Below are 24,341 nucleotides of genomic sequence, written 5' to 3'. Positions count from 1 at the left end.
GATCGAAATCGAAGATATTCGCTTGACAATTAGAACGGCGCGATAGCTTTCCTCCACGTCTTGTTCCAGTCCCCTCGAACGCCTGTGGCCTCAAAGTCCCCGAGGTCGGTCTTAGCGAAGGGGTCGTCGAGGTAGCGGACCTCATCGTACTGCGGGCCGCGCTGGTCCACTCGGACGAGCGCGAGCCGGTAGCGCGGAACAGCGTTCTTGCCTGTCATGACCTCATTGTGGGTGACGAAGAAGTCCTTCGAGCCCTCGATCCGGGCCTTGACCTCGATCCGGTAGGTGTCGCCGTTGGCGTCGGTCGACAGGATGTCGAAGCCCTTATTGTTGAAGGCCTGCTCGACGGGCTTGCGGCCAAGTTCCCGCTCGCGGGCGAGCACAAGATCGACACCGCGGCGTTCGACCGCCTTGGTTTCCTTCGCGTGGATCGGGGCACCGTCTGGGATCTCACCTTCGACCATCTTGATGGGCAGGACCAGCGCGGCGGTCACGATGTGCGGCGGCTTTGTCGACATGAGCTGCTGCTGATCGAGTAACTCAAGCCGCTTGCGGAGGCGAACGTCGAGTTCGACGGCCTTGCGGTTCAAGCCTTCTGACGAGAGCTTCGGTTTGTCGCCCTTCCTCTCCTTCTCGGCGGCCACGGCGGCATCGAGCAGAAGGCGCTCACTTTCAGCAGTGAGACGCTTCGTGACGAGGTCTCGCGCCTTGGTCAGTTCCTCCAGCCGGCGCGGCTGCACCTCGGCGAGGTAGTCGGGCAGTTGGTTCGCGATGATCCAACTGGTCGCCTTGTCCTCTGCATCGCCAAGCCAAGTGAGGCCGCTCGCGGAATCGGTGACTGGACCTGCTGGCGCCGCTACACAGTCGAGGTATGGCGCGGGCCCGGCGGGACTGACAGTGCCGAAGCTGTCGACATAGGCGTACCCGAATCGCTTGGCCACGGTGTCGCCGGTGGCGTCGGCCACCTCTTCCACGACTCCAACCAGAAGCTGGGGCTCTTCCAGCGTTGCGGAGACGAGAACCGTGCCCTGGTTGAGCACTCCCCCGTAGTTCCGAATGGCTTCACTCATGACGGCGTCGTGAAGCGGATGTCCTGGCGCGAGGAGATCGGCGCGGAGCAGATCGGGCGGCTGAACATGAGCGAGATCGAAGGTGACCCGGTCATACCTGGTGGCGATCGGCCCAGTGCCGGCGGAACGGATGTGCTGCGGCACGTTGGCGATTTCGTATCGACCATGCTCCCGCTTGACGATGCGCCCGCCGAGTTTGGTGAACGCTGCCTTGAACGCCAACTCGATGTAGTGCGGCTGGAGGCGTCGCGCTCGCGCGTCGTCCATGGCTGCGCGGAGAGCGTGAAGATCAGCGTCAGCGAGGTGCTCGGAGGCTAGCGCCCGTTCTTCAAGAAGATCCTTCAGCCCGTCGCCGACGGAGGAGTCGATGACCTTGTGCATCTCAGCGCGAACGTCTTCGCGCTCGCCGTACTGGATGGCGTCAAGCAGGAGATCTCGCAGCGGTCGCTCGTTGAAGGCCTCGCCCAGGACATCGAAGACCTTGCCACCGTAGGTCTGGCGCATCTGCTCGAGCTTCTCCAGCAGCCGAGTGAACACCTCACCTTCACGGGTGTTGGCTGCAACGAGGTTCCAGAGCCGGCAGACCTCCTCTTGGCCGATGCGGTGTACGCGCCCGAATCGCTGCTCGATGCGGTTGGGATTCCAGGGGAGGTCGTAGTTGACCATCAGGTGGGCCGCCTGAAGGTTGAGGCCCTCCCCGGCCGCGTCCGTGGCCAGCAGGATCTGGCAGTCCTTGTTCTTCGTGAACTCCTCGGTGATCTGGCGACGTTCGGCGCGTCGAACGCCACCGTGGATCGCGCGGACCGCGTTGGGCCGCCCGATGAGGGAGCCGATCTTCGCCTGGAGGTAGTCAAGGGTGTCGCGGTGCTCGGTGAAGATGATGAACTTGCGCGGCCACCCATTGGAGTCGGTCACAAGTGCGTGGTCTTGAAGAATGGTGGACAGTTCGGTCCACTTCCGGTCCGTTCCCGCGTCGCGGACGCGGCGTGCGGTCTTCGTGAGGTCCGCTAGCTCAAGCAGTTCGGCATTGAGTTCTTCGATGGTCTGGGCTGCGGTCGCCGAGTCAAGCAGCTCTTCCTCCGCTGTCTCGATCTCTTCGGCGTTGAACTCGTCATCGTCAATCTCCTCCAGATCGATCGACGCATCCGGCTCGCGGTACGTGCCGTTCTCGATCTCGGTCTTCTTGCGCTCGAGACGCTCAGAGCGTCGCACGAGGCTCTTGTAGATCGCCTCGGGGCTGGACGCGAGACGCCTCTGAAGCACGGTCAGAGCGAAGCCGACCGTGTTCTTGCGCTTACCGCCGATGCGCTCGGCGCGATTCATCCCTTCGCGGACGTAGTGGGTGACGTCTTCATACAGTTCGTATTCGAGAGCAGTCAGCTCGTACGGGACTGTTTCAGCGATGCGCTCGGGGAAGAGCTTCTTGCCTTCGAACGTCAGCAGATCCTCTTTGACCATGCGGCGCATGACTCCGCTGACGTCCGTGCTCTTCTTCTGCTTGCCCTCGAAGCGGTCGCGATCCAGCAGGGTCATGAAGAGTTGGAAGTCTTCTTCTTTGCCGGAGTGGGGTGTGGCGGTCATGAGGAGCAGATGCCGTGTGATCTGCCCAAGCATCTCCCCGAGCAGGAAGCGTTTGGTCTTGCGCAGTTCGCCACCGAAGTAGTGGGCGCCCATCCGGTGGGCTTCGTCGACGATGATGAGGTCCCACTCGGTGTCCTTGAGCTGATCTTGGAGCTGTTCATTGCGTGACAGCTGGTCCATCCGTGCGATGAGCAGGGGGTTGGTCTCGAAGACGTTGAAGTTGGCTTGGGCGTCGATCAGCTGATTGGTCAGCAGGTCGAATCGCAGGCCGAACTTGAAGAAGAGTTCGTCCTGCCACTGCTCGACGAGCCCTCCAGGCGCGATGATCAAGCACTGCTTGACGTCATCACGAAGCAGGAGCTCCTTGATGTAGAGCCCGGCCATGATGGTCTTGCCCGCACCCGGATCGTCGGCGAGAAGAAACCTCAAAGGTGTTCGCGGCAGGAGCTCTCCGTACACCGCTCGGATCTGGTGCGGCAGCGGCTGCACGTCGCTGGTGGCCACGGCGAGCATCGGGTCGAAGAGGCCCGCCAGGGAGATGCGCTGCGCCTCAGCCACCAGCTTGAAGTCGTTGGCGTTGGCGTCGAAAGCGCGGCTACCGGACTGGGCAACAGACAGTTGTCCCTCATCCTTGCGAAAGATGACCTGCTGCCCGAGACCGCCGCCAGCATCCTTGTAGGTCAGTTCTACGGCGTCCGCTCCGTGCCACTGCGCTGCGAGCACGGTGATCACTTCGGCCGGGATAAGCCCCTCGACACGAAGCCCAGCCTTGAGCTCTTCTAGCTGCACTGGCGGCCTTCCTCTCGTCGGTGCGGTGACGTTACTGAGAGGTGCGGACAGTTTGACCATTCGACCAAGTTCGTCTCCCCCTGTGGTTATCTTCGCAGCGATGAGGGTCGACTAGACAGGGAACCATGGATAAAGAGGGACGGCGCCAACTCAAGGCTGTCGCGGATGAGATCGACGAGTGGACGACGCGTCATCGAAAGATGAGGGACAAGCGCCGATCCGTCTTCGATGCTTCGAAGAGCGCGAGAGCGAGCCTGGAACACCGGATCCAGGCAGCCAGTCAGAGGCCCGGTGGGTCGCCCGCCTGGCGATGGCTTCCGTTGTCATCCAACGACGCACGGGCAATCACACTGATGGCACGCGCGATGGCTTTCCCGCGCCTTTCCGAGGAGGTGAGCAAGCTCCTCGACGAGCTTGAAGGACGACGCATCCAAGGCGCACTGGACGATGCGAAGTCGATCTACGGCGGTCGGCGCCTCTTCGCCCGCAAAGAGCAGAAGGAGGCCGCGGCACGAGGAGCCGACCTGCTTCAGGGGATCCGAGATCGTCTCCTGGCGGTGGGCGGTCGGGACGAACTGAGCCGAGTTGAAGCGCGGGACATCGAAACGATGCCCGAGTACGCCGCGCACTCCCTACTCGACCCTGCTGTGGGCTTCGCTCAGGCGATCGGGCCTGGTGCCGTCCTCATCCCTCGCAACGAGTTCGAACTCGCGTCCTCCGCGTTGGTCGAGATCTACCGAGCCATCGACCAGGAGCAGGAGTTCAAGGCGGCCGTTGTGCAGGCCGGGGACACGATCAGGCAGGCCGAAGCTCGCAAGATCGTTCGGGAGATGCCGACTGAGCGCCTCAAGGAAGCAACGAGTGGGCAGATCAGGCTTGCGTCGCTCATCGCAGCGGGCATCACCACAGTTGAGCAAGTCCTCGACCTGGGCGGGCAGATCACCCTGCTGCCCGGCGTGGGCGAGACAACTGGCACGCGGATGCTCGCGGCCGCTCTGACCATCTGGCAGACCACAATCGACGAGATGCCCGTTCGCATCGACGTCAAGGCGCGGTCGAAGGACACCACAGAGTTACTCCGGACCTTGGCGGCGTGGGACGCCGCCCGAGAGGTCCGCGATGCAACCAGCGTGCTTGCTGCGGCACAGATTCTGAGGCCAGTGCTCAGTTCTCTCGACAGTAAGACAACCCACCTCCTACTGATCCCCGAGGCTCAGGGAGCTTCGGATTTCCGCGAAGCTTGCTCGGTGGTCGTGGGCAGCGCCGCCGCGCTGCGCCCCCGGCGAACGGCGAAGGCGACGGATCCGTGGCCGGACTTTCTCGCTCGGCCCGCCGACTACTTTGCGATGCTCTCGGAGCTCGGACTTCTGGTCGAAGATGAGGCCGCACAGACTGGCGACCTGCCGGCGGAGATTCTCGAGGCCATACGCGCACTCACGCTGAACACCGAGCATCTCAAGGCATCCTTGCGTGGCTACCAATCCTTCGGAGCACGGTTCGCCCTGGTGCAGCGCAAGGTGGTCATCGGCGATGAGATGGGACTGGGCAAGACGGTCGAGTCGCTAGCGGTCCTCGCTCACCTGCAGTCACGCGGATCGCATCACTTCCTTGTGGTCTGTCCGGCAGCCGTAGTCACGAACTGGGTGCGAGAAGTTCGGGAGAAGTCAGACCTGCGGCCCTATCGCCTTCATGGTCAAGGGCGAGATCAAGCACTCACCTCGTGGGCCCGTAACGGGGGCGTCGCCGTGACGACCTACGACAGCCTCGCCTGGCTCGAAGACAAGATCCCTTCATCCACTCGACCCTCCTGTCTCATCTTCGATGAAGCGCACTACATCAAGAACCCCCACGCCCTCCGAAGTGAACGATCCGTTCGGCTGATCAAGCGGTCGCCACGCACCATCCTTCTCACCGGCACTCCGCTCGAAAATCGCATCGAAGAGTTCCGTAACCTCGTCGGGTACCTGCGTCCAGATCTCACTGTGACGGCTACGGAGTTTTCTCCCCGACAGTTCCGCAAGCAGGTGGCCCCCGCCTACCTGCGGAGAAACCAGAGCGAAGTGCTGTCGGAGCTCCCCGAGCTGGTGGAAGTCGACGAATGGATGCCGTTGTCTCGTGATGACGAACTCCACTACGCCCATGCAGTCATCGATGGAAACTTCATGGCGATGCGTCAGGCTGCGTTCAAGGCGGGCCCAAATTCGAGCAAGATGCAGCGACTCGCCGATCTCGTAATGGAGGCGAAAGCAAATGACAAGCGGGTCCTGGTCTTCTCCCACTTCCGGCACGTTCTGGACGACGTCGCCGCGATGCTGCCCGGACATGTGTTCGGTCCGTTGACTGGCTCGGTTCACGCCGCCAAGCGACAGCAGATGGTCGATGACTTCTCATCCTCGCCCGGAGGCGCTGTCCTCGTCGCGCAGATCGTGGCCGGAGGGGTCGGACTGAACATCCAGGCCGCATCAGTGGTCGTGATCTGCGAACCACAGCTAAAGCCGACCACGGAATGGCAAGCCATCGCGCGTGCCCGCCGCATGGGGCAGCTGGACGCCGTCCAAGTTCATCGGCTGCTTTCCGAAGAGGGCGTCGACGTGCGCGTCACTGAGATCTTGAAGGTCAAGAGGGAGCTGTTCGACGAGTTCGCTCGCACGTCGGCGACCGCGGAAAGTGCGCCGGAAGCGTTCGACATCTCGGATGCAGATATCGCTCGCGAGATCGTCGCGCTAGAGCGGGAGCGGCTCCACGTGAAGTCGTCTGCCCCAGCGTCGTGACAAGGTCATCATCAGAAGAGCCCGGTTCAGGCTTGGCCCGCGCCAAACGCAAGGAGAGTTATGAGTGAGGAAAGCACTGCGGTGCCAGTCTGGACCCTCTCGACTGGACCGTCAGAGTCTTTGCCCGCACTCCCTGAGACGGACGGACTGACGCCTGCGCGCCTGTCCGAACTCCGAACGGCACTCTCCGCTTTCGCGTCGGCTCCTCTCGTGACCCTCGAGGCCCATGAACTCGAGCAGGGCCGCCATGTTTCCCAGGGCCTTCCTCTCGATGCCGCAAGCCCGCTTGCGCGAGAACTCACGCAGCTCATCTCCAGGACGCCGAACGTGGCCGCCGTGGCTGACGTGGCGAAGTCCGATGAAGTTCTCTACCGGATGCACGTCCCCGCGAAGGTAGCGTCGCAGGTCGGCCGTGGGTTGGCGAAGCCGATGTCATCCAAGGCAGTAGAGGGCGGTATCCACGGCGATATCGTCACAAGCGTCGGGAAGCGGGTTGTCAAGGCGAAGGCCACCTTCGTTCCGGTTCCACCCGCATCCGCCGGCGCTGCGGGCGCTGCGGCCGGAACCGCAGCGGCAGGAACTGCAGTCGCCGTAGCAGCTCCGCTCATCTTGATGGCCGTGGCCGTGAGCGCCAGTGCCTACGCCGACCGGCAGCGCCAACAAGCCATCGACAACATCACCGACTTGCTCGAGAAGCTCCACAGCGACCGACTCGACGACGAACGCAGCGAACTCGAAGGCTGCCAAGACGCCATCGAAAAGGCGACTGCGTTGCTCCTGGACCGCGGTCGAGTAGGCGCGTCACTGGGGCTCGACTCTGCGGTGCATGCGATCAGCACCGCGACACAGACGGCTGAGCGACGCGTCAAGAAGTGGGAGGCCGCCTTGGATGGCATGAAGGCCAGAGTCGAGGTGGCTGACCTCGAGAAGGCATTCCCAGGCGTGACCTCGAACGGCGGGGAGTTTCGCGCCCACGTTGAGCTGGCAGCCCTCGCGATCGCACTCAAGCGCCGAGTCGTCGTGCTGCAGGGCGTCGAGGCCGGGCAGGGCGACCCCGGCAATCCGTTCGAAGGGTTCTTGCTCAGCCTGCAAGAAGATCAGCGGAGGGTCGACCGACTTCAGTCCCGAGTCGAAGAGGTTCTTCGTAGACTCGCTTCACTCGAGGTCCGCTCGCCCAAGCGACTGATCGACAAGGTGATGACGCGGAAGCAGGTCGACGACCTCTTGGAGACGTCGTACCGCCTCCGCGCGCTCGACCCAGGGCGATCTGAGACCTCAGAGTCGGCCGTGATCATCGACATCGAGCGACGCAAGGACGGCACCCTGCTGGTCTTGCCCGCTGCCGAGGCTTGATCGGCTTTCCGGGCGAGAATTGCTTCCATGATGCGCCATGTCTCTCTGAATGAGGCGCACGGTCCAGACGAGACTCGTAACCTCCTGACTTTGGAACCGAGTTGCGTCAGGGCAACTTCGCCGAAGTCTCGATGCGACGAGACTGAAAATCACGAACGGATCGGTAGAGACAGCGCCGGCCGCGTAATCAACCTCGCCGGTCGTCAGTTCCACGGTCTCAGGCGGGTTCGTGGGACCTTCACCTCCATCTGGCGGACCTGAGACTAGCCGCTCGATATTGGATACCTCACGATCCAGCGCGCCCGGTCGCACGGGCGTCTCGAATAGTTACGAAGGTGCGTAGTCGGTAGATGGGAGGTCGGAGCCGCCCGTCCCATTGTCCAAGATCTCGCCTCTACACGGAGGGCAAGTTAGTAGCCGAAGAACTCATCCGCGTCTGAGATCTCCCCGCTGGCCACTGGCGGCGGGATCTCTCCGTCGCACATGATGAAAAACTGCCGAGCGATGTTCAGATTGCTGTCACCAGGGTTTACGTCATACCAGATCTTCAGCTCTGCGCAGGTATGGTCCTCCGCGGCGAATTGCAGTTCACTATCGGAAGAATACTTGAGGGAGCCCGGCCCCTCGTCATTCTCGGCCGTCCCCGAACTTGGGTAGTCAGAGATATCGGTTCCCTCATCGTCGAGGCCCCCGTCTGCACTTTCCGTCTGCACATCAGCCGTGTAGTCATCGCCGCTGGACTGATCCTCCTGGCCCACGACTACCGCCCAAACGGTCCCGCCTATCGCGAGAGCGACCACTGCAAGCACCATCGCAACCACGGCGGCGCTCGGGGTGTCCGCCGAAGCGCTGCGCTCGGCGCCCTCAGGCGCCTTGGAGGCTTCACTTCGCGAACTTGCTGAAGGCTTCATCGATGCCTTGGCCGAGACACCGGCGAGATGCTTGTTGAACTCGCTGTAGACCTTCCGAGTTGCTTCCGGCGGGGAAGACGACGTGTCAGCCCCTGACTTCCATGAACAACCCGGAGCAACGCACCGTCCGACGACGCGACCCGGCAGGTCACTGGTACTCAACTTGTGCGGGTTCCCCACGAGGCGACGCTCCCCTATTGGTGTGTTGGACAACCGTAGCCGCGAGCTGCCGCTCGCGATGCGGCTTCGCTTACACGACTGGGACGCAATCAGTATCGGTGACCGCGTCCGCTCCTAGTGATAGGACTGCTGCATCGACAGGTGACCGGTCGAGGGTCGACTCAACTCAGAGCGGAGCCAGGGAATTTCGCTCCTCCAACATGTCACGGCGTGCTGCCGAGCAACTCAACGCAGACATCGATCTCAAGGTTGAGCTGAAACAGGCGACCTGCTGCCGTCTTTGCACTCGCATCCATAGCGCCCAGATGAATCCTTGGCTTCGTAGCACTCATCGGTCTCGCCGTCCATGAACGACGTTCTTGACCTTCGCCGTCCGCTCGATGTTGCAGACGAGGTCTTCCGTCGCGCGTACCTTGTCTGAATGAGACGTACGGCGGCTGCTTGATGAAGACATTCCTGCTGACGTTCAATCCGGCCAAGTCACCGTCGATCGACCACAGCGCACCCGTTAAAGAGTCGGGCGCGGTTGAGAGCCTCTGGTCCACGGGGTCGCGGGCCTCGGGTGTCGCGAGAAACGATCGGATCTTTCTCTTGCAGCAAGGTGCTGGTGCGCGCGGCCTTCTCGCCAGCGGGCATGCGACGTCGGAGGTAGAGCAGCATGTTCACTGGGATCCATCGCGGAGCGGTACGGCGAACTACGTCCGGGTCGCCTGGGACCACATCCTCGATGAGTCCGAGGTCTTGGCGCTAGAAGAGTTGCAAACCGTCGCGCCAAAGACGCACTGGACGCCCCAAGGAAGCGGAACCCTCATCGGCGAACTGGAAGCCGAAGTAGTGGAAGGTCGGTGGCTTCATCATCTGAAGGAACTTGGGAAGGATGCGGCTGTCCGAAAGCCCAGGGGCTGGCTGCTGCTAGCCGCAGGCGACAGCCGAGCCTTCGCCGGGAACGACGGCTACGCAGACGACATCACAGCGTCCTACCGGTGGGACTCCAAGGTTCCAAACTCGCAGGCACCCGAGGTTGGTGACCTCATCATCGTGTGGGACAACACCGGCTCGCTCGGCGCTTCTGTCATCGAGGACATCGAGGTTGGCGCAGCCCCCAAACGCATTCGTCGCTGTCCCAACTGCTCGCAGGCTCGGATTAAAGCGCGGACCGTCAAGACGCCGTTGTATCGCTGTCAGGACTGCGGTCTCGAGTTCGACGAGGCGGACGAGCACTGGGAGGAAGTGACCACCTTTTCGACTCGGCACGAACTTGGCTGGGTCGACCTCGAGGGGCGCCTGGCAGCGCAAGAGGTGCGCAAGCTTTCGATCCATCAAGGATCCCAGCATGTAATTCGCGAGATGAACCTGGCGGCCGCCCGAATCGCTGTCCCGGAACTCAACTCTGAGGCACCCGGTCCGACGGGCCGCGCGCATCGTCGCCTCAACGGGGGATTCACTCAGCGGATCACGAAAGTGCGGATCGGTCAGAGCGCCTTCCGTCGGCTGCTGCTGAAGCGGTACGGAGCGGTTTGCGCCTTGTCCGGCCCAGCTCCCGAACCCGCTCTGGAGGCCGCGCACCTGTACTCGTACGCACGCATCGGGAAGCATGAAGACGACGGCGGCCTCTTGCTACGCCGAGACCTTCATGCTCTCTTCGACCGTGGGCTGATTGCGATCGATCCGGCTAATCGAACCATCGTGGTCGCCGACGAACTCAAGCCCTTCCCCGCGCTCGCGGCGTTGTCTGGGGCCGACCTCCAGATCGAGCTTTCTCGCCGGCAAGTCAAGTGGCTGAGGGAGCGTTGGGAGGAGTACGGGTTGAAGGAAGCTTGATCGGCGAGAAGACACTCAACGGGCCGCGTCGCGATCCGCCAACCAGGAAGAGCAGTTCGTCAAGCGCACATTGCAAGGGCAACGGGCCCCGATTGGTAGATCCAGAGAACCTCCGACCCCGGAGCCCCCCTGACCGCCGCAGACCAGAGAGGTTTCGATCCGATTGCGTCAGGGAGTGCTGCCAAGCAACTCGACAAAGGCAATGTCCTCGATGTCGAGCTCAAAGAGACAGGGCATGCTGATGTCTTCGTACTCTCCTTCGTATCCCCAGAATGAGTCCCTGTCCTCGTAGCACTCTTCCGACTTCCCGTCCTTGAACTTCACGTTGACCGCGAAAGCGTGAACGTTCAGTCCGCCGCGGCACCATTTCTCGGGGCTCTGCGTGTCCTCGTTCGGTGCACACGTGTTGACTCCGGATTCCTTTGCCGAGACAGTGACAACTCCCCGGTTACCGAGGCCCGAGTCAACGTTGCGCACCGTGGCCGAATCTTCGGCCACGTAGGTTTTGTCGGGTCCTAAGACCTTCAGAGGGACTTCGACCTTTGAATCCGCGGTGGGCGCATCGGCTTCCATCGTCGCCTGGGGCTCCGCTTGTTCGTCGGGGGCTTCGTATCCCAGCGCGGTAGCGATCACCGCGACAGCAAGCGGTACGCCCAGAATCACCAGCAGAAACTTCTTCACACGCTTCACACTAGTGCTGGGCGTGCCCGCCCGATTGAGACATGTACCGTCCCGGCCGCACCAGTCTCCGGAGCCCAACGAGCGAAGAAGCAGCGGGACCCATCGTTCGCCACGTCACCTGCTCTTAGCGAGGTTCGCTCTGGGAAGTCAATCTCTCAGCGCATCGCCGACGTTGCCGGCGCAGCCTCTGAGACCCTGGCGCCGGCCAGACAACCTCCACTACGACGACGCGAAACATGCCGATCTAGAGGCTTGCGCACGATCCCAGCTCCTCTCCGAGCTCACGCCCGCCCGAGGCGATGAGGTTCACGAAACACGCCACTCTGCGAAAGGCTCGTCTGAGTTGAGGAAGTCTGTAGCGAAAACTCTGTCGATCGTCACCTCATCTTTGAGCGCGAAGTTGACCCAATCCTCCTTGCAACCGCTTCTGAGCGTGGTGTCGGGCAATCGCGGGGAAGGAAAGTTGTTGTCGTAGGACGATGGAGTCGAGTAGGTGGCGCCGGAGGCAGTGCCCACGGTGATGTTCTGCGGAAGGATCGAAACCCCCTCCGCCGAAGGGTCCTCTTTCGTGACGCAGTAGCGGACGAAAACTGCGAACCACTTGTCACCGTTCTCTTCGTCCAGAATCGAGGACTGCTGCTCGGCGCCCTCCGTGAAATCGTCTTCCACCTTGACCACGGTGGTCTTCACGTTGGCGCCCTGACGCGCCTGACCGATCTTCAAGGCACGATCTCCGACTGAAGGTTCACCACTCGTTACGTCGGCTTCAGCGGACGGTGGTGATGGCGCTTCTTCGTCCTCCATTGAGTCTCCTGAACTGCACGCGGCCACGAACTGAAGCGAGGCGAACAAGAGGATCCACTGCGCAGCACGCAACTTGGGCGTTTTGGTCATGTTCTGGATGCTAACCCCGGAGACGCTGCGATCGAACGCTCTATCAGAGATTGACTGCTCGCCACGGCCGTACTTCCTCGCGACCGGCAAGAATCCCCTCCCTAGAAGAACATGAGCTCTGGCGCAGGGAGTTGAACCCCGATCGAGGTGCGGCATTGTCGTCGAGTTCGCCACCACAACAAACCCGACCAAGGCCGCACACTGATTGCTCGACGTATCCTTGCCGCCGACTCGAAGAAGGACTTTTTGCTTCGCGGATCTAGGCTGCGTCGACCTTGATGAAGAGCGGCTCTTCGAAGGCGTCGAAGATGAACTGTCCGGCCGTCGCTGGGATGTCCGATGACGAGCATCCCTGAATAAACTTGCCGGTCTCGAGGGTCTCGTAGCCGAGGTCGTCGGTTTCACACATGACGCCTGCGAAGTCGTACACCTGACCTGCGGCGCTCTCGAAGTGGCCTGACAAGTCGGCATCGAAGTCGACGTCGCCGATGTTCTTGACCTTGACTGTCCATTCGAGGTTGCGGACGAGGTCCTCCTCTTCTGAGGCGTTCGCACCGTCGGTGACGCGGATCTTCTCAAAGGTGATCTCCATGGTGGCACCGCTGTCGTCTGCCAGGACTGACGTGACGGTGTCACCCTGGGCGACCTCGACCGGTTCGACGTCAGGCTCCTCCACGTCGGCCTCGTCCGCGTCGGTCGCGCTGTCGGTCTCATCCCCGAAGTCTGAAAACGCCTCTTCGAAACTCGAGGCGATGCGGTGGCTCTGGTATGCCATACCGGCATAGAACGTTCCGCCGAGCACGACGAGGGTGCCGATGACAGCAAGGACCTTCTTGAGTGAGACCTGACGGTCCATATGGCTACCTCCACGATTGGGACGAAGAACCCATTCTGCCCAGTGGCAGGGTTGTTCAAGCCGAATTGACCAAGAGACACCCGAAGGGGGTCAGTACCCGTTCAGCTGGTCTTCGTAGATCTTCGCCGCAGCTTCCATCTCCGCCGGGGTGATGTAGGAGTCGTTCGGTAGAAGATTCGGTACGTCGGTCTGGACGCCATTCGTGCAGGTGACATCGTTGTGCCAGTTGTCGTCGTAGCTCGGGTGGTAGCCGCAGTACCAGGGCGTTAGATCGTCCATCGGATCCGGCTCGGGGGCCTGCATCTCGGGTTCATCGACCGGCTCGACCTCGTCATAGTAGGACGGGTCCTCCATCCGTGGCGGGACGTTTCCGTCGACCTCAGCTGCGCAGCCTCCCGCGGCAGCGACGAGCGCTGCCACGCACATCAACGACGCCGCGCGTCGCAACGGTCGATTCCTTGGCATCATCGCTCGACTTCAGAAATCCGTCAGGTCACTGAGGTCCTGACGCATGTCCTCGAGCTGGGACTCCACGACCATGACGTTCGCGACCGCGACGACCATCGCCAATGCAGCGACGACCTTGACCCACCTGTCGGCCTTCATCGCGAACGCCACAATGGTGGCGCCGACGGCGATGGCAGCACCGGTCCACAACATGCCTGTCCCAGTCAGGAGCGAAGCTGACTGCATCGACATGACCAAGCCGATGACGGCGCCGGCGAGCACAACGGCCTTCAGCAAGGCCGGGCTCCCAGATGACGTCGACTGCTGCAATCCTGCAGTCGCCGACGTCGGCGTCGATGGTCCGGCGGCGCGGGGGCGGGTCTCTTCACTCCACGATTCCCCGTTCCAGTACCGCTCGGTCAGGTCATCGACCGGATACCAGCCCGCGACGGGCACCTGTTCACTCATCGCGGCATCGTGCCACGCCGACCAGGTCACCTTGGGTCAAATTGCCAGAATCGGCTCGCGATTTCGGGGCGTGCCACGACCCTGCGCCGTCGACAACGCCACCTGAGGCGCGAACGTGGCTCGTAGAACAGCCCGCATAGTTCAAGAGGGCCTGGCGGACATGACTCCTCATGACCAACTTTGGACATACGTTCCGAAAACAGGGCACGTCGACCGTAGGGTGAGGCGACCCTCCGACCTTCGGAATTCGGTGTCGACGCTTCTCGGTTGGAGATCTCATGCGTATGCGCAGGACCTGCTCGTTCGCTCTGGCGCTCATCATCGGTTTCGGCGCGCCGCAGGTGGCGTCCGCAGACGAGGAGCAGCCCAGTCCCTCCGGCGTCACCGCTCGCCCTGGCGTCAACGAAGCGACCGTCAAGTGGACCGACGCACCAAACGCCACCAGCTACACGGCCACCGCCAACCCCGGAGGACGCACCTGCACAGCGGCCTCCACCGCATGCACGGTCACCGGCCTGAGCAACGGTCAGGCCTACACGTTCACCGTCGTCGCTAGCGGACCTGCTGGGACCTCAGCTGCTTCCGCGCCGAGCAACTCGGTCACGCCGCAGAACGATACGAAGGACCCCGTCCTCGTGTCCGCGGCTGTCACACCGAACCGCATCTCGAGCCTCGGCGGAACCGTCCGTGTCGATCTCCACATCACCGACGACATCAGCGGCCTGCGGACACCGTCCGGCGCACTCGATGCCAACCCGGCCATCCTGTTAAAGGACGCAAGCGGCAAGAGCTTCGGCTTCACCCGGTCGGGCGCACGCATCTCAGGCGACAAGTACGACGGCATCTATCGCTACACCGTTTCTGCCCCCTCAGGCATCGCCGCCGGCCCCGCAACGCTGACCGTCTACCCCATCGACGACAACGCCGGCAACAGCACCTTCTTCGACAACCGCACCGGACTGCTCGTCGTCGGCAACCCGGCCGCGCCGACCTCCCCCAGGGCCGAAGCCACCGCCGAGCGGAACGTGACCGTCGCCTGGGAAGCACCCACTGACGACGGCGGGAACGTCATTACCGGCTACTCGATCACCGAGCGCGGCACCGGCCGCTCCTTCGAAGCGACCGCAGACGAACGTTCCTTCACCGTCCCGCACGAGAACCCGCCAGCATCGACCTCGTTCGTCTACGAGATCGCCGCCCGCAACGCCGCAGGGCCTTCTGCGGCGGTCGTCACCGACCCCATCTCCATCGCGGCCGTCGCACCCGGCGCACCCCTGAACGTGACCGCGGCGCCGGGTGACAGCCAGCTCGTCGTCGCCTGGGACGCCCCAGCCAAGGACGGTGGCGCCCCCGTCTCCGGCTACGTCGCGACCGCCTCCCCCAGCGGCAAGACCTGCGAAAGCTCGACCACTGCCGGGTGCACCATCACTGGCCTGGAGAACGGTCAGGCCCACACGGTGAACGTCACCGCGACAAACGAGGCAGGAACCAGCGCCTTCAGCGGCGACTCTTCTCCTGCCACCCCCGCTACCGTCCCCAGCCAGGTCGCGGCCCCGACAGCTGCCGCCGGCCCTGGGAAGGCCACGGTCTCCTGGACGTCAACGTCGGCGAACGGTTCAGCTGTCACCGGCTACACGGTCACCTCCTCCCCCGGCGCCAAGACCTGCAACGCGGACGCTTCAGCCACCACGTGCACCGTCAACGGCTTGACGAACGGCGTCAGCTACCAGTTCACCGTCCGGGCGCACTCCGCCATCGGGTCGAGCGTCTCCAGCGCCTCGAGCGAGTCCGTCACCCCGGTGGATGCGCCCGCGGCGCCCGCTCGAGCCGCAGTCATCCCTGGCGACAAGCTCTTGAACGTCACCTGGACTGCACCCTCGGCAAACGGATCGCCCATCACCGAATACACCGTCACGACGGACGCCGGTCAGACCTGCACGACGGGCGCAGAGACGCGCACCTGCGTCATCACCGGCCTGACCAATGGTCGCAGCTATACCGTCACGGTCACCGCGACGAACGCGGTCGGCACCAGCTCCACCAGCGCTCCGAGCACGGCAACGGTCCCGTTCGGCAAGCCGGGATCCATTGCTCGGCCGATCGCGAAGGCTGGCAAGAAGTCCGCCACGGTCTCCTGGAAGGCTCCCTCGGCGAACGGCTCGGCCATCACCGGCTACGTCGTCACTGTCAGCAACGGCAAGAAGTACACCGTGTCTGCATCGAAGCGCTCGCTCGTCGTGAAGGGTCTGACGAAGGGGCGCAAGTACACGTTCCGCGTCGCCGCCAAGAACAAGGCTGGCGTCGGAGCCAACAGCGCGTCTTCCTCTGCCGTGAAGATTAAGTAGGTCGCGCACGACGGTGCCCTGTCATCTGGCAGTTTCAGCGCTGCTGCGTGGGCATGAGGACCGACTCTCCACGCCGCAGAGTGCGTTTCGAGGACAGGCGCATCTCAGTCCTCTAATCTCCTCGGAACCGCCTGAAGCATGGAGCACTGAATGTCCTCAAAGGAATGGAGCACCTGGGTCGAGTGGCGATTGACCGCTAATCCTCGGCCGACTGGTTCACCCTCCCAACGACGGCTCGGCGCAGTCGAGGTTCTCTTCGACATGTTCCTCAAGGTCACACCTCCCGAGACGAACGACGCGATCGCATCGCTGGTCGAACGCTCTGCGTCCCAAGGGAGCCCCTCCGGCGTTGCACACCTCTGGTTCATGGACGCCTGGGCTGCCGACATGCAGCGTCAGATGCAGGGCGAACCCCGCCGACTGGAGTCCGGAAGCGTGGACGAAGAGTCAGCGATCGACCTCGGGAAACACGGCGTCTCACTGCTGGCAATGTACGTGCGCTTCCTGGACCACGCACTAGTCGATGAAGTATTCAGCGCTGCATCACGCCAGGTGCTGCTTCAACCTCGACTACGCGGCCTCTCCTCGGAAGAGATCAACAACAAGTTGACCATCAAGGATGCGTACACGATGGAGGGCATCGAAGCTCATGCAATGAGCCTCGACATCATCGACGTTCTTGCTGAGGTTGACGCCATCCTCGAAGCCACTAGCCCCGGTCGTGTCGGAAGCCCAAAGCCCACTCAAGCCCCAAAGAAAAGTTGGTGGCGCTCCTAGGTGATCGAGGGCTCGAGTGCGACGCGGGCTCTGAAACGCGCTCGGCCTTCAAGGCCAAGCTTCTCGCGCTTTCCGCGGGTGATGCGACGTCCCGGACGGCGACTGCGCAGCGTAAGTTCCTGATGCGAACCGCCGTCGAATGAACTTGTGAGCAATCCCAGAGGTGTCCGACATTGCCCTCACGAGGGACGCACAGACCCTTCAGGTTACCTGTGGGGTTACCTGTCTGACCTCAGTGAAGCCGGATCAAGCGGGATGAGGAGAGATCGAGCGGGCTCCCAGGCCTTCTGCAATGGCAGGCGTTCTTGACCACTCACCCTCGAACCGCAGCGGAGATCACCTGCGGCTGCCTGTAATCCGCGGGTTGTGGGTTCGAGTCCCACGGGGCCTACGACTCCGCCGTCGCTCGCCGGACTCAGGACCTCGTCCTGACCGGTCAGCCGAGCCCGGCCGTCGCGTCGATCGAGGGCAGCGGTTCCGCGCAGAGGCGCTCGGCCTCGGCCCGCTCGAGCCCGAGGGCCACGAGGACGTCGGACGTGACACCGTCGACCGTCTCGGCCTCGTCGAGCCCTGGGCGCTCGTGCAGGAGGTGACCCAGCTCGATCATGGCGCCGGTGACCACCACCATCGCGCGGTCCAGGTCCATGTCGAGGAAGCGCCCCGCCTCCTGCGCCGCGCGGATGTCGCGGCGGGCGCGCGGCCCCATGCCGTCCGGCGACTGAGAGAGCGCGTGGCCCTGGCTCAGGAGCACGCGACTGATCTGCGGCTCGAGCCGGTGCAGGCGTCCCGTGAGCCGGAAGCTGCGCGCGAAGAGAGCGGCCGGATCGGTCGTGCCGTCGTCGACGGCGTCAAGGGACTCCGCCCACTGCGACAAGGCGGACTCGATCGCAGCGGCGAACAGCTCGTCCTTCGAGGCGAAGTGGTTGTAGAAGGTCCCGATGCCCACGTCGGCGCGCTCGGTGACCTCCTGGATCGGCACCCCGAGCCGGCCCTCCACCAGCAGGCCCTGCGCAGCCTCGATCAGGGCGGCGCGCGTGCGGGCACGGCGCTTGTCGAAGCGTGACGTGCTCGTAGGGACACCGGACATGACGACGATCCTAGCCCGCACGAACGCTTGACCGCGGACCCTTCCGTCCCTACTCTGAAGAAATCTTCAGTTCCGGAGGAATCCTCAATGAGTCAGCACGACGACAGCCACCGCGACCTGCACAGCGAGCAGGGTCCGCGGCCGGGCGAACACCGCCACCGGTCGCCGCAGCCCATCATCAAGGTGCACGACATCGCGTGGCTGGAGTTCGAGAAGCCCGACCTGGCGGCCGCCGAGGTGTTCGCCCGGGCCTTCGGGTTCTCCGTGACGCACCGATCGGCCCACGAGCTGCACCTGCGAGGCGCGCTGCCCGGCAGCCCCTGCGTCATCGTCCGCAAGGGCGAGGGCTCGCGGTTCGTGGGCCCCGCCTTCCGCGCCGCGGCCACGACGGACCTGCTCCGCCTCGCCGAGGCCACCGGCACGAAGGCCCGCCGTCTGCCCGAGCACCTGGGCGGTCTCAGCGTCGACGTCCGTGAACCGGCGGGTGCGCTGGTGCGCGTCGTCGCCGACACGATCGAGCACCCTGGCCTGGAGACCCAGCCGGTCCACACGTTCAACTTCGGTGGCACGAAGGACCGCGCGAACCAGACGCAGCGCCCACCACGTGCTCCTGCGGTCGTGGAACGCCTGGGGCACGTCGTGCTGCAGACCACGCGGTACCTGGCGTCGCTGGACTGGTACCTCGACCACCTGGGCCTGATCGTCTCGGACTTCCTCTACTTCCCGGGCCAGCGCCACCGCGGGCCGACGATGAGCTTCATCCGCTGCGACCGCGGCGACACCCCGGCCGACCACCACACGCTGGCGATGACGCTCGGGCCCCGCAACCGCTACGTGCACTCGGCGTACCAGGTCGCCGACCTCGACGCGCTCGCCGCCGGCGGGGAGCACCTCAAGGACCTCGGCTACCACCACTCCTGGGGCATCGGGCGTCACATCCAAGGCAGCCAGATCTTCGACTACTGGCGCGACCCGGACGGCTTCCTCGTCGAGCACTTCAGCGACGGCGACATGTTCGACGCCTCGCTCGAGCCCGGGTGGGCCGAGATGACCGCCAGCGGCCTCGCCCAGTGGGGCCCGCCCGCGACCGCCGACTTCCTCGGCATCACCCCCGGCCGGGAGTCGCTGCTCGAGGCGCTCTCGATGACCACCGCCCTGCGTACCGACAACGAGTTCGACCTGACCCGCCTGCTCGGCCTGATGAAAGTTGCCCGCTCATGACCCTCCCCGTCCTGCGCACCGTCGACGCCTGGTGGCTGCAGCGTCCCGACGGCGCCGTCCGCATCGCGACCGACGCCACCACGACCGCCGAGCTGCTCGCCGACCGCGACGCAGTCATCGCGGCCCGCGACGCCGGCGATCCCGTCCCGGTCACCGACCTCGCCCTCGTCTCGCCCGTCACGGCCCCGTGCCGCGTCGTGGCCCAGATGGCGAACTACGCGAGCCACGCCAAGGACGCGGGCATGGACCCGGGCTCGGTCCCGCTGGCGTTCTTCCGCAAGGCCTCCGGGTCGATCAGCGGCCCCACCGACGACATCGAGCGTCCGGCCCACGTCACCCTGCTCGACTACGAGGTGGAGATCGGTCTCGTCCTCGGGCGCGAGGTCCCGGTCGGCACCGAGGTCACGGAGTCCGACCTCCCGGGCATCGTCGCGGCACTCGTCGTCACCAACGACGTCTCGGCGCGCGACCAGCAGCTGCCGAAGACCCAGTTCTACGAGTCCAAGTCCTACCCCACCTTCACACCGACCGGGCCCGTCCTCCTGATCCTCGAGGACGGCGAGCTGGCCCGGTTCACCGAGCTGCGCCTGCGCCTCTGGGTCAACGGTGAGCTGCGCCAGGACCAGCCGGCCTCCGACATGATCTACGGACCCCTCGCGGCGTTCCGTGCGCTCGCGCGTTTCCAGCAGCTCGCCCCCGGCGACCTCCTGCTCACCGGCACCCCGGTGGGCACGGCCCTGAGCGCGCCGCCCAAGCCGATCGAGATCATCGGCTCCCTGCTGCCGCCGGCGACCAAGTGGCGCATCTTCTTCACCAAGCAGGCCAAGAACCCGCGCTACCTCCAGGACGGCGACCTCGTCGAGGTCTCGATCGCGACCGACGACGGCGCGCTCGACCTCGGGTCGCAGCGAACCCGGGTGCGATGGACGGCGTGAGCGCCGTGACCGCCGTGACCGCCGCGGCGAAGGCACCGATCCCGGTCATCATCGTCGGGGCGGGACCCACGGGTGCGTGCGCCGCGCTCGAGCTCGCCCGGCAGGGCACCCCGAGCGTCGTGATCGATCGCTGGGAAGGGGTGTACCCGCAGCCGCGAGCCGTCCACCTCGACGACGAGGTGCTCCGCATCCTCGACCGGCTCGGTGTCGCCGAGCGCTTCGCCGCGATCTCGCGCCCGGGCGGAGGGCTGCGCCTGGTCGACGCTGCACTGCGGGTGCTGGGCGAGTTCCCCCGCGAAGGGGTCTCACCGACCTCGGGCTTCACCCGCGCCAGCATGTTCGACCAGCCCGACCTCGAGGGCCTGCTGCGCGACCGGTTGGCCGAGACGCCCGAGGTCACGCTCCTCGGGGGTCACGAGGTGACCACCGTCGAGCAGCCCTCCCCCGGCCGGGTCCGCGTGCGTGCGCGGGCGATCACCACCGGGGAGGAGCAACTCCTCGACGCCGAGGTCCTGCTGGGCTGCGACGGCGCCAACAGCCTCGTGCGCCGGTCGATCGGCTCGACCATGACCGACCTCGGGTTCGAGCAGCGATGGCTCGTCGTCGACATCCGGACCGGCGAGGACCTGCGGCAGTGGGAGGGCGTGCACCAGGTGTGCGACAGCACCCGGGCGGCCACGTACATGCGCATCGGTCCGGAGCGGTACCGCTGGGAGTTCCAGCTGCTCGACCACGAGACCGCGGCGGACTTCGGCTCGCTCGCGTCGATCGCCCCGCTCGTCGCACCCTGGACCGCCGGCACCGACCTGGCGGCCCTCGAGGTCATCCGGTCCGCCGAGTACACGTTCCGCGCCGCCGTCGCCGACCGGTGGCGGTCGGGGCGCATCTTCCTGCTCGGCGACGCCGCCCACCTGACCCCGCCGTTCATCGGCCAGGGCATGGGGGCGGGCATCCGGGACGCGAGCAACCTCGGGTGGAAGGTCGCCGGGTTCCTCGAGGGTTCCCTGCCGGCCGACGTGCTCGACACCTACGAGCCCGAGCGGTCCCGCCACGCCCGGTCGATGATCGACACGGCCCAGCTCCTGGGCAGGATCATGACGCGCGGTGGTCGCGCGGGCGACGCGCTGCGCGCCGCCGCCGTGCCGCTGCTGAACCGCACGCCGATCGTGCGTCGCCGCTTCATCGACAGCGCCACGCCGCCCCTGGTCGGGTCGTCGTTCGTCTCGGCGCGCCGCGGGGACCGCCTGGCCGGGCAGCTCTGCCCCAACACCGTGCAGGGGCGTCGTGTGGTCGACGACATGATCGGTCCTGGCTGGGCACTCGTGACCTGCGAAGCGCCCTCCCCGACCGACCGGTGCGAGCTCGAGGTACGCGGCTGCACCGTCGTCGGGACGACCGATCGTTCCGAGCTCTCCTCGTGGCTGCACGAAGGACGCGCGACGGCGGCGCTGGTGCGCCCCGACCGCACCACCATGGCGTCGGGCCACGACGTCTCGGCGCTCGTCGCCCTGGCCGCGTCGCTCATCACTACCGCGAGGACCGAGGTGTCCGCATGACCACGACCGTCCCGACCTACCGGCCGGACGTCTACGCACCCGACGCGATCCTCGATCCGTACCCCCACTACGAGCGCATGCGGGCCCTGGGTCCCGTCGTGCGGCTCGCCAAGCAGGGCGTGCTCGCGGTGACGCGCCACGGCGACTGCAAGCAGGTGCTGCTGGACGACGCGACGTTCGTCTCCGGCCGCGGCGTGGCCCTCAACCCCGTGGCCAACCGGCTCAGCCGCGGCACGACGCTCAACAGCGACGGCGAGGAGCACGACCGCCGCCGCAGGCTCCTGGCCTCGCGACTGACCCCGAAGGCCCTGCGATCGATGCGCGACGAGGTCGAGCAGCGAGCGGACGCCGTCGTGGCGGCTGCCGTGGAGAGGGAGCACGTCGACGGCGTCGTCGACATCGCCGAAACGCTGCCCACGTCGTTCGTGCCGGACCTGATCGGCTGGCCCGAGGAGGGGCGCGAGAACCTGCTGCGATGGGCGGGGGCCACCTTCGACTCGCTCGGTCCGCTCAACGGGCAGACCGTCCGCACGGCGCCCTCGACGATCGGGATGATGCGTTTCGCGCGCTCGGTCGTCCGCCGTGGAGCGGTGCTCCCGGGCTCGATGGGAGCCGACCTCCTCGAGAAGGTCGGGAGCGGCGAGGTACAGCGCGGTGAGTGCCCCGCCCTCATGATCGACTACCTCGCGCCCTCGTTGGACACGACGATCAGTGCGATCGCGAGCGCCTTGATGCTGCTGGCCGAGCACCCCAACCAGTGGGCAGCGCTCAAGGCGGACCATTCCCTGATCCCGAACACGGTCAACGAGGTCGTCCGTCTGGAGTCGCCTCTGCGGGCCTTCTCGCGGTACGTCGAGCGCGACGCCGAGATCGGTGGAGTCACGGTGGACGCCGGGTCACGGGTGGTCGTGTTCTACGCGTCGGCCAACCGCGACGAGCGCTTCTGGGATGCGCCCGACCGCTTCGACATCACCAGGAACGCCACTCCGCAGCTCGGCTTCGGCCAGGGTGCGCACGGGTGCGCGGGCCAGGGTCTGGCTCGTCTCGAGACGCAGTCGATCCTGCGCTCGGTCGTCCGGCGCGTCGACCGCCTCGAGATCACGGGCGCCCCCACGTGGGGCCTCAACAACATCATCCACAAGCTCGACCACCTGCCTCTGCGGCTGGTGGCCGACGGGAAGGGCCAGTGACCATGCGGATCATCGCCGACCACGACCGGTGCGAGGGCCATGGGCTCTGCGTCGACCAGGCACCTGACGTCTTCGATCTCGACGACGAGGGCGACCTCGTCCACCACTTCGACGGGACGGACCTGCCGAGCGAGCAGGAGGCCGCCGGACGACGCGCGGTCGACTCCTGCCCGGTGGCAGCGCTGCGGATGGCATGAGCCCCAGCGACGTTGTGGTCGTGGGCGGGTCCACCGCCGGTGCCACCGTGCTCCAGGAGCTCCGTTCCCGGGGGTACGAGGGGCGGTTGACGCTCCTCGACCCCGAACCGGGCACGAACCGGCCACCGCTGTCGAAGGCCGTGCTTGCCGATGCGGCCGCGGAGGACTCGGTGCTCATGGACCACTCCTCGCTCGATGTCGAGCTCGTGCGGGCCAGGGCCACGGGGCTCGACCACGCCGCACGCACGGTAGCCACCGACGACGGTCACACCCACCGGTTCGACGCGCTCGTCGTCGCCACCGGCTCCCGTGCCCGATGCATCGCCGCTCCCGGGCAGACCGGTGAGCTCGTCCTCAGGACCGTCGAGGACGCCCGCCGCGTCCGTGAGCGGTTCGCCGACGCGACGACCGCCGTGGTCGTCGGCGCAGGATTCCTCGGGCTCGAGGTGGCCACCGCCGCGGTGACCGCCGGACTGCGGGTGACGGTCGTCGACGTGGCCCCTCCGCTGCAGCGCCTGCTCGGGGATCACCTGGCCACCGCGATCTGCGAGCGCGCCACGACGCTCGGCATCGACTTTCGCCGCTCGGGCGCCGTGCTGATGGGCGATCCCGTGCGGGGTGTCAGGCTGGACGACGGCGAGGAGCTGGCGGCCGACGTCGTCGTGAGCTGCGTCGGCGACGAGCCGGTGACCGACTGGCTTCACGGCGCGGGGCTCGAGACCGACCACGGAGTCGTGATCGACGACCACGCACGCACGAACCTCGCCGACGTCTACGCGGCCGGCGACGTCGCAGCGATCCGTACGCCGGAGGGGGTGGTGCGCCGTCCCTTCTGGGCGAACGCAGTGGCCCACGGTCGCGTCGCCGCCGCCGCCGTCCTGGGACAGCCCGTCGACACCCCGATCGTGGACGACTACTTCTGGAGCGAGATCGCGGGCGTCTCTCTCAAGGTCGTCGGATCGCTGCCCGTCGACGGCGCCCCCGAGGTGCTCGAAGACGCCGGCTCCGGGCACGGACTGCTCGCGTGGGGCCAGTCGACCGTGGTGGCCTACGGGATCCGACGCTCGGCACCACGCCTGCGCGCCGTGCTCCGTGAGCGGGCATCGTCAGCCGTGTCCAACGCCGACTGAGCGTCGGCGTGCACCCGACGTCGACGGCGCCAGCGCGCTCGTCTACTCGGGAAATGCAGCGAGGCCGCTCCCTGAAGGGAG

The 24,341-nt window shown here is 65.3% G+C and carries 19 protein-coding genes; 11 read left to right on the top strand and 8 right to left on the bottom strand.

Going from position 1 to position 24,341, the window contains the following annotated elements:
• Window positions 1-29: 29 nt before the first annotated feature.
• Window positions 30-3,440, bottom strand: a complete 3,411-nt coding sequence (locus tag RQG84_RS07355; protein WP_311209490.1) for a helicase-related protein — start codon at window positions 3,438-3,440, stop codon at window positions 30-32.
• Between the two features lie 125 nt (window positions 3,441-3,565).
• Between RQG84_RS07355 and RQG84_RS07350 the strand changes: the two genes are divergently transcribed.
• Both RQG84_RS07350 and RQG84_RS07345 read left to right on the top strand, forming a co-directional pair.
• Window positions 3,566-6,211 (top strand): DEAD/DEAH box helicase, encoded by a 2,646-nt coding sequence (locus RQG84_RS07350; RefSeq protein ID WP_311209489.1) that lies wholly within the window; start codon window positions 3,566-3,568, stop codon window positions 6,209-6,211.
• A 210-nt stretch (window positions 6,212-6,421) separates the two neighbouring features.
• Window positions 6,422-7,564 (top strand): hypothetical protein, encoded by a 1,143-nt coding sequence (locus RQG84_RS07345; protein ID WP_311209488.1) that lies wholly within the window; start codon window positions 6,422-6,424, stop codon window positions 7,562-7,564.
• Between the two features lie 410 nt (window positions 7,565-7,974).
• On the opposite strand, the gene RQG84_RS07340 is transcribed toward RQG84_RS07345, so the two are convergent.
• A complete protein-coding gene (locus tag RQG84_RS07340; RefSeq protein ID WP_311209487.1) occupies window positions 7,975-8,655 on the bottom strand; it encodes a hypothetical protein in 681 nt (226 codons plus the stop codon).
• 444 nt (window positions 8,656-9,099) lie between these two features.
• On the opposite strand from RQG84_RS07340, the gene RQG84_RS07335 reads away from it, so the two are divergent.
• The gene (locus tag RQG84_RS07335) at window positions 9,100-10,476 is read left to right on the top strand and encodes an HNH endonuclease (protein WP_311209486.1); all 1,377 of its coding nucleotides are present in this window, start codon (window positions 9,100-9,102) and stop codon (window positions 10,474-10,476) included.
• A 168-nt stretch (window positions 10,477-10,644) separates the two neighbouring features.
• On the opposite strand, the gene RQG84_RS07330 is transcribed toward RQG84_RS07335, so the two are convergent.
• The 5 genes from RQG84_RS07330 to RQG84_RS07310 all read right to left on the bottom strand — a co-directional run bounded on the left by RQG84_RS07330 (window position 10,645) and on the right by RQG84_RS07310 (window position 13,822).
• Entirely contained in the window at window positions 10,645-11,157 is a 513-nt protein-coding gene (locus RQG84_RS07330) for a hypothetical protein (protein ID WP_311209485.1), read from the bottom strand.
• Window positions 11,158-11,463: 306 nt separating this feature from the next.
• A complete protein-coding gene (locus RQG84_RS07325) occupies window positions 11,464-12,051 on the bottom strand; it encodes a hypothetical protein (protein WP_311209484.1) in 588 nt (195 codons plus the stop codon).
• A gap of 259 nt (window positions 12,052-12,310) precedes the next feature.
• Entirely contained in the window at window positions 12,311-12,907 is a 597-nt protein-coding gene (locus RQG84_RS07320; RefSeq protein WP_311209483.1) for a hypothetical protein, read from the bottom strand.
• Window positions 12,908-12,997: 90 nt separating this feature from the next.
• On the bottom strand, window positions 12,998-13,327 hold the full coding sequence (locus RQG84_RS07315) for a hypothetical protein (protein WP_311209482.1): 330 nt from the start codon (window positions 13,325-13,327) through the stop codon (window positions 12,998-13,000).
• A gap of 57 nt (window positions 13,328-13,384) precedes the next feature.
• Complete coding sequence (locus RQG84_RS07310; RefSeq protein WP_311209481.1) at window positions 13,385-13,822, bottom strand: DUF2510 domain-containing protein; 438 nt, start codon at window positions 13,820-13,822, stop codon at window positions 13,385-13,387.
• Window positions 13,823-14,100: 278 nt separating this feature from the next.
• On the opposite strand from RQG84_RS07310, the gene RQG84_RS07305 reads away from it, so the two are divergent.
• Both RQG84_RS07305 and RQG84_RS07300 read left to right on the top strand, forming a co-directional pair.
• Complete coding sequence (locus RQG84_RS07305; RefSeq protein ID WP_311209480.1) at window positions 14,101-16,167, top strand: fibronectin type III domain-containing protein; 2,067 nt, start codon at window positions 14,101-14,103, stop codon at window positions 16,165-16,167.
• 261 nt (window positions 16,168-16,428) lie between these two features.
• Complete coding sequence (locus RQG84_RS07300) at window positions 16,429-16,944, top strand: hypothetical protein (protein WP_311209479.1); 516 nt, start codon at window positions 16,429-16,431, stop codon at window positions 16,942-16,944.
• A gap of 436 nt (window positions 16,945-17,380) precedes the next feature.
• Here RQG84_RS07300 and RQG84_RS07295 read toward each other — a convergent pair whose 3' ends face one another.
• Window positions 17,381-18,031: a TetR/AcrR family transcriptional regulator gene (locus tag RQG84_RS07295; protein WP_311209478.1), complete on the bottom strand. Its 651-nt coding sequence runs from the start codon at window positions 18,029-18,031 to the stop codon at window positions 17,381-17,383.
• Window positions 18,032-18,118: 87 nt separating this feature from the next.
• On the opposite strand from RQG84_RS07295, the gene RQG84_RS07290 reads away from it, so the two are divergent.
• From RQG84_RS07290 to RQG84_RS07265, 6 genes are read left to right on the top strand one after another with little or no spacing between them, the layout of a single operon-like run.
• On the top strand, window positions 18,119-19,252 hold the full coding sequence (locus RQG84_RS07290) for a VOC family protein (protein WP_311209477.1): 1,134 nt from the start codon (window positions 18,119-18,121) through the stop codon (window positions 19,250-19,252).
• The gene (locus tag RQG84_RS07285; protein ID WP_311209476.1) at window positions 19,249-20,187 is read left to right on the top strand and encodes a fumarylacetoacetate hydrolase family protein; all 939 of its coding nucleotides are present in this window, start codon (window positions 19,249-19,251) and stop codon (window positions 20,185-20,187) included. The genes RQG84_RS07290 and RQG84_RS07285 overlap by 4 nt, the downstream gene beginning before the upstream one ends.
• Window positions 20,184-21,743, top strand: coding sequence for a bifunctional 3-(3-hydroxy-phenyl)propionate/3-hydroxycinnamic acid hydroxylase (locus RQG84_RS07280; protein WP_311209475.1), 1,560 nt, complete (start codon window positions 20,184-20,186; stop codon window positions 21,741-21,743). Before RQG84_RS07285 ends, RQG84_RS07280 begins: the two co-directional genes overlap by 4 nt.
• Window positions 21,740-22,933, top strand: a complete 1,194-nt coding sequence (locus RQG84_RS07275) for a cytochrome P450 (protein WP_311209474.1) — start codon at window positions 21,740-21,742, stop codon at window positions 22,931-22,933. Before RQG84_RS07280 ends, RQG84_RS07275 begins: the two co-directional genes overlap by 4 nt.
• A gap of 2 nt (window positions 22,934-22,935) precedes the next feature.
• Window positions 22,936-23,130, top strand: coding sequence for a ferredoxin (locus RQG84_RS07270; protein ID WP_311209473.1), 195 nt, complete (start codon window positions 22,936-22,938; stop codon window positions 23,128-23,130).
• The gene (locus tag RQG84_RS07265; RefSeq protein WP_311209472.1) at window positions 23,127-24,260 is read left to right on the top strand and encodes an FAD-dependent oxidoreductase; all 1,134 of its coding nucleotides are present in this window, start codon (window positions 23,127-23,129) and stop codon (window positions 24,258-24,260) included. Before RQG84_RS07270 ends, RQG84_RS07265 begins: the two co-directional genes overlap by 4 nt.
• The last annotated feature ends 81 nt before the right edge of the window (window positions 24,261-24,341 follow it).

Origin of the sequence: Aeromicrobium sp. WCS2018Hpa-31 (assembly GCF_031843905.1) — a bacterium.
Classification (GTDB): domain Bacteria; phylum Actinomycetota; class Actinomycetes; order Propionibacteriales; family Nocardioidaceae; genus Aeromicrobium.
Note: the sequence above shows the minus strand (reverse complement) of the source record. Positions and strands in the feature narration are given on the sequence as shown.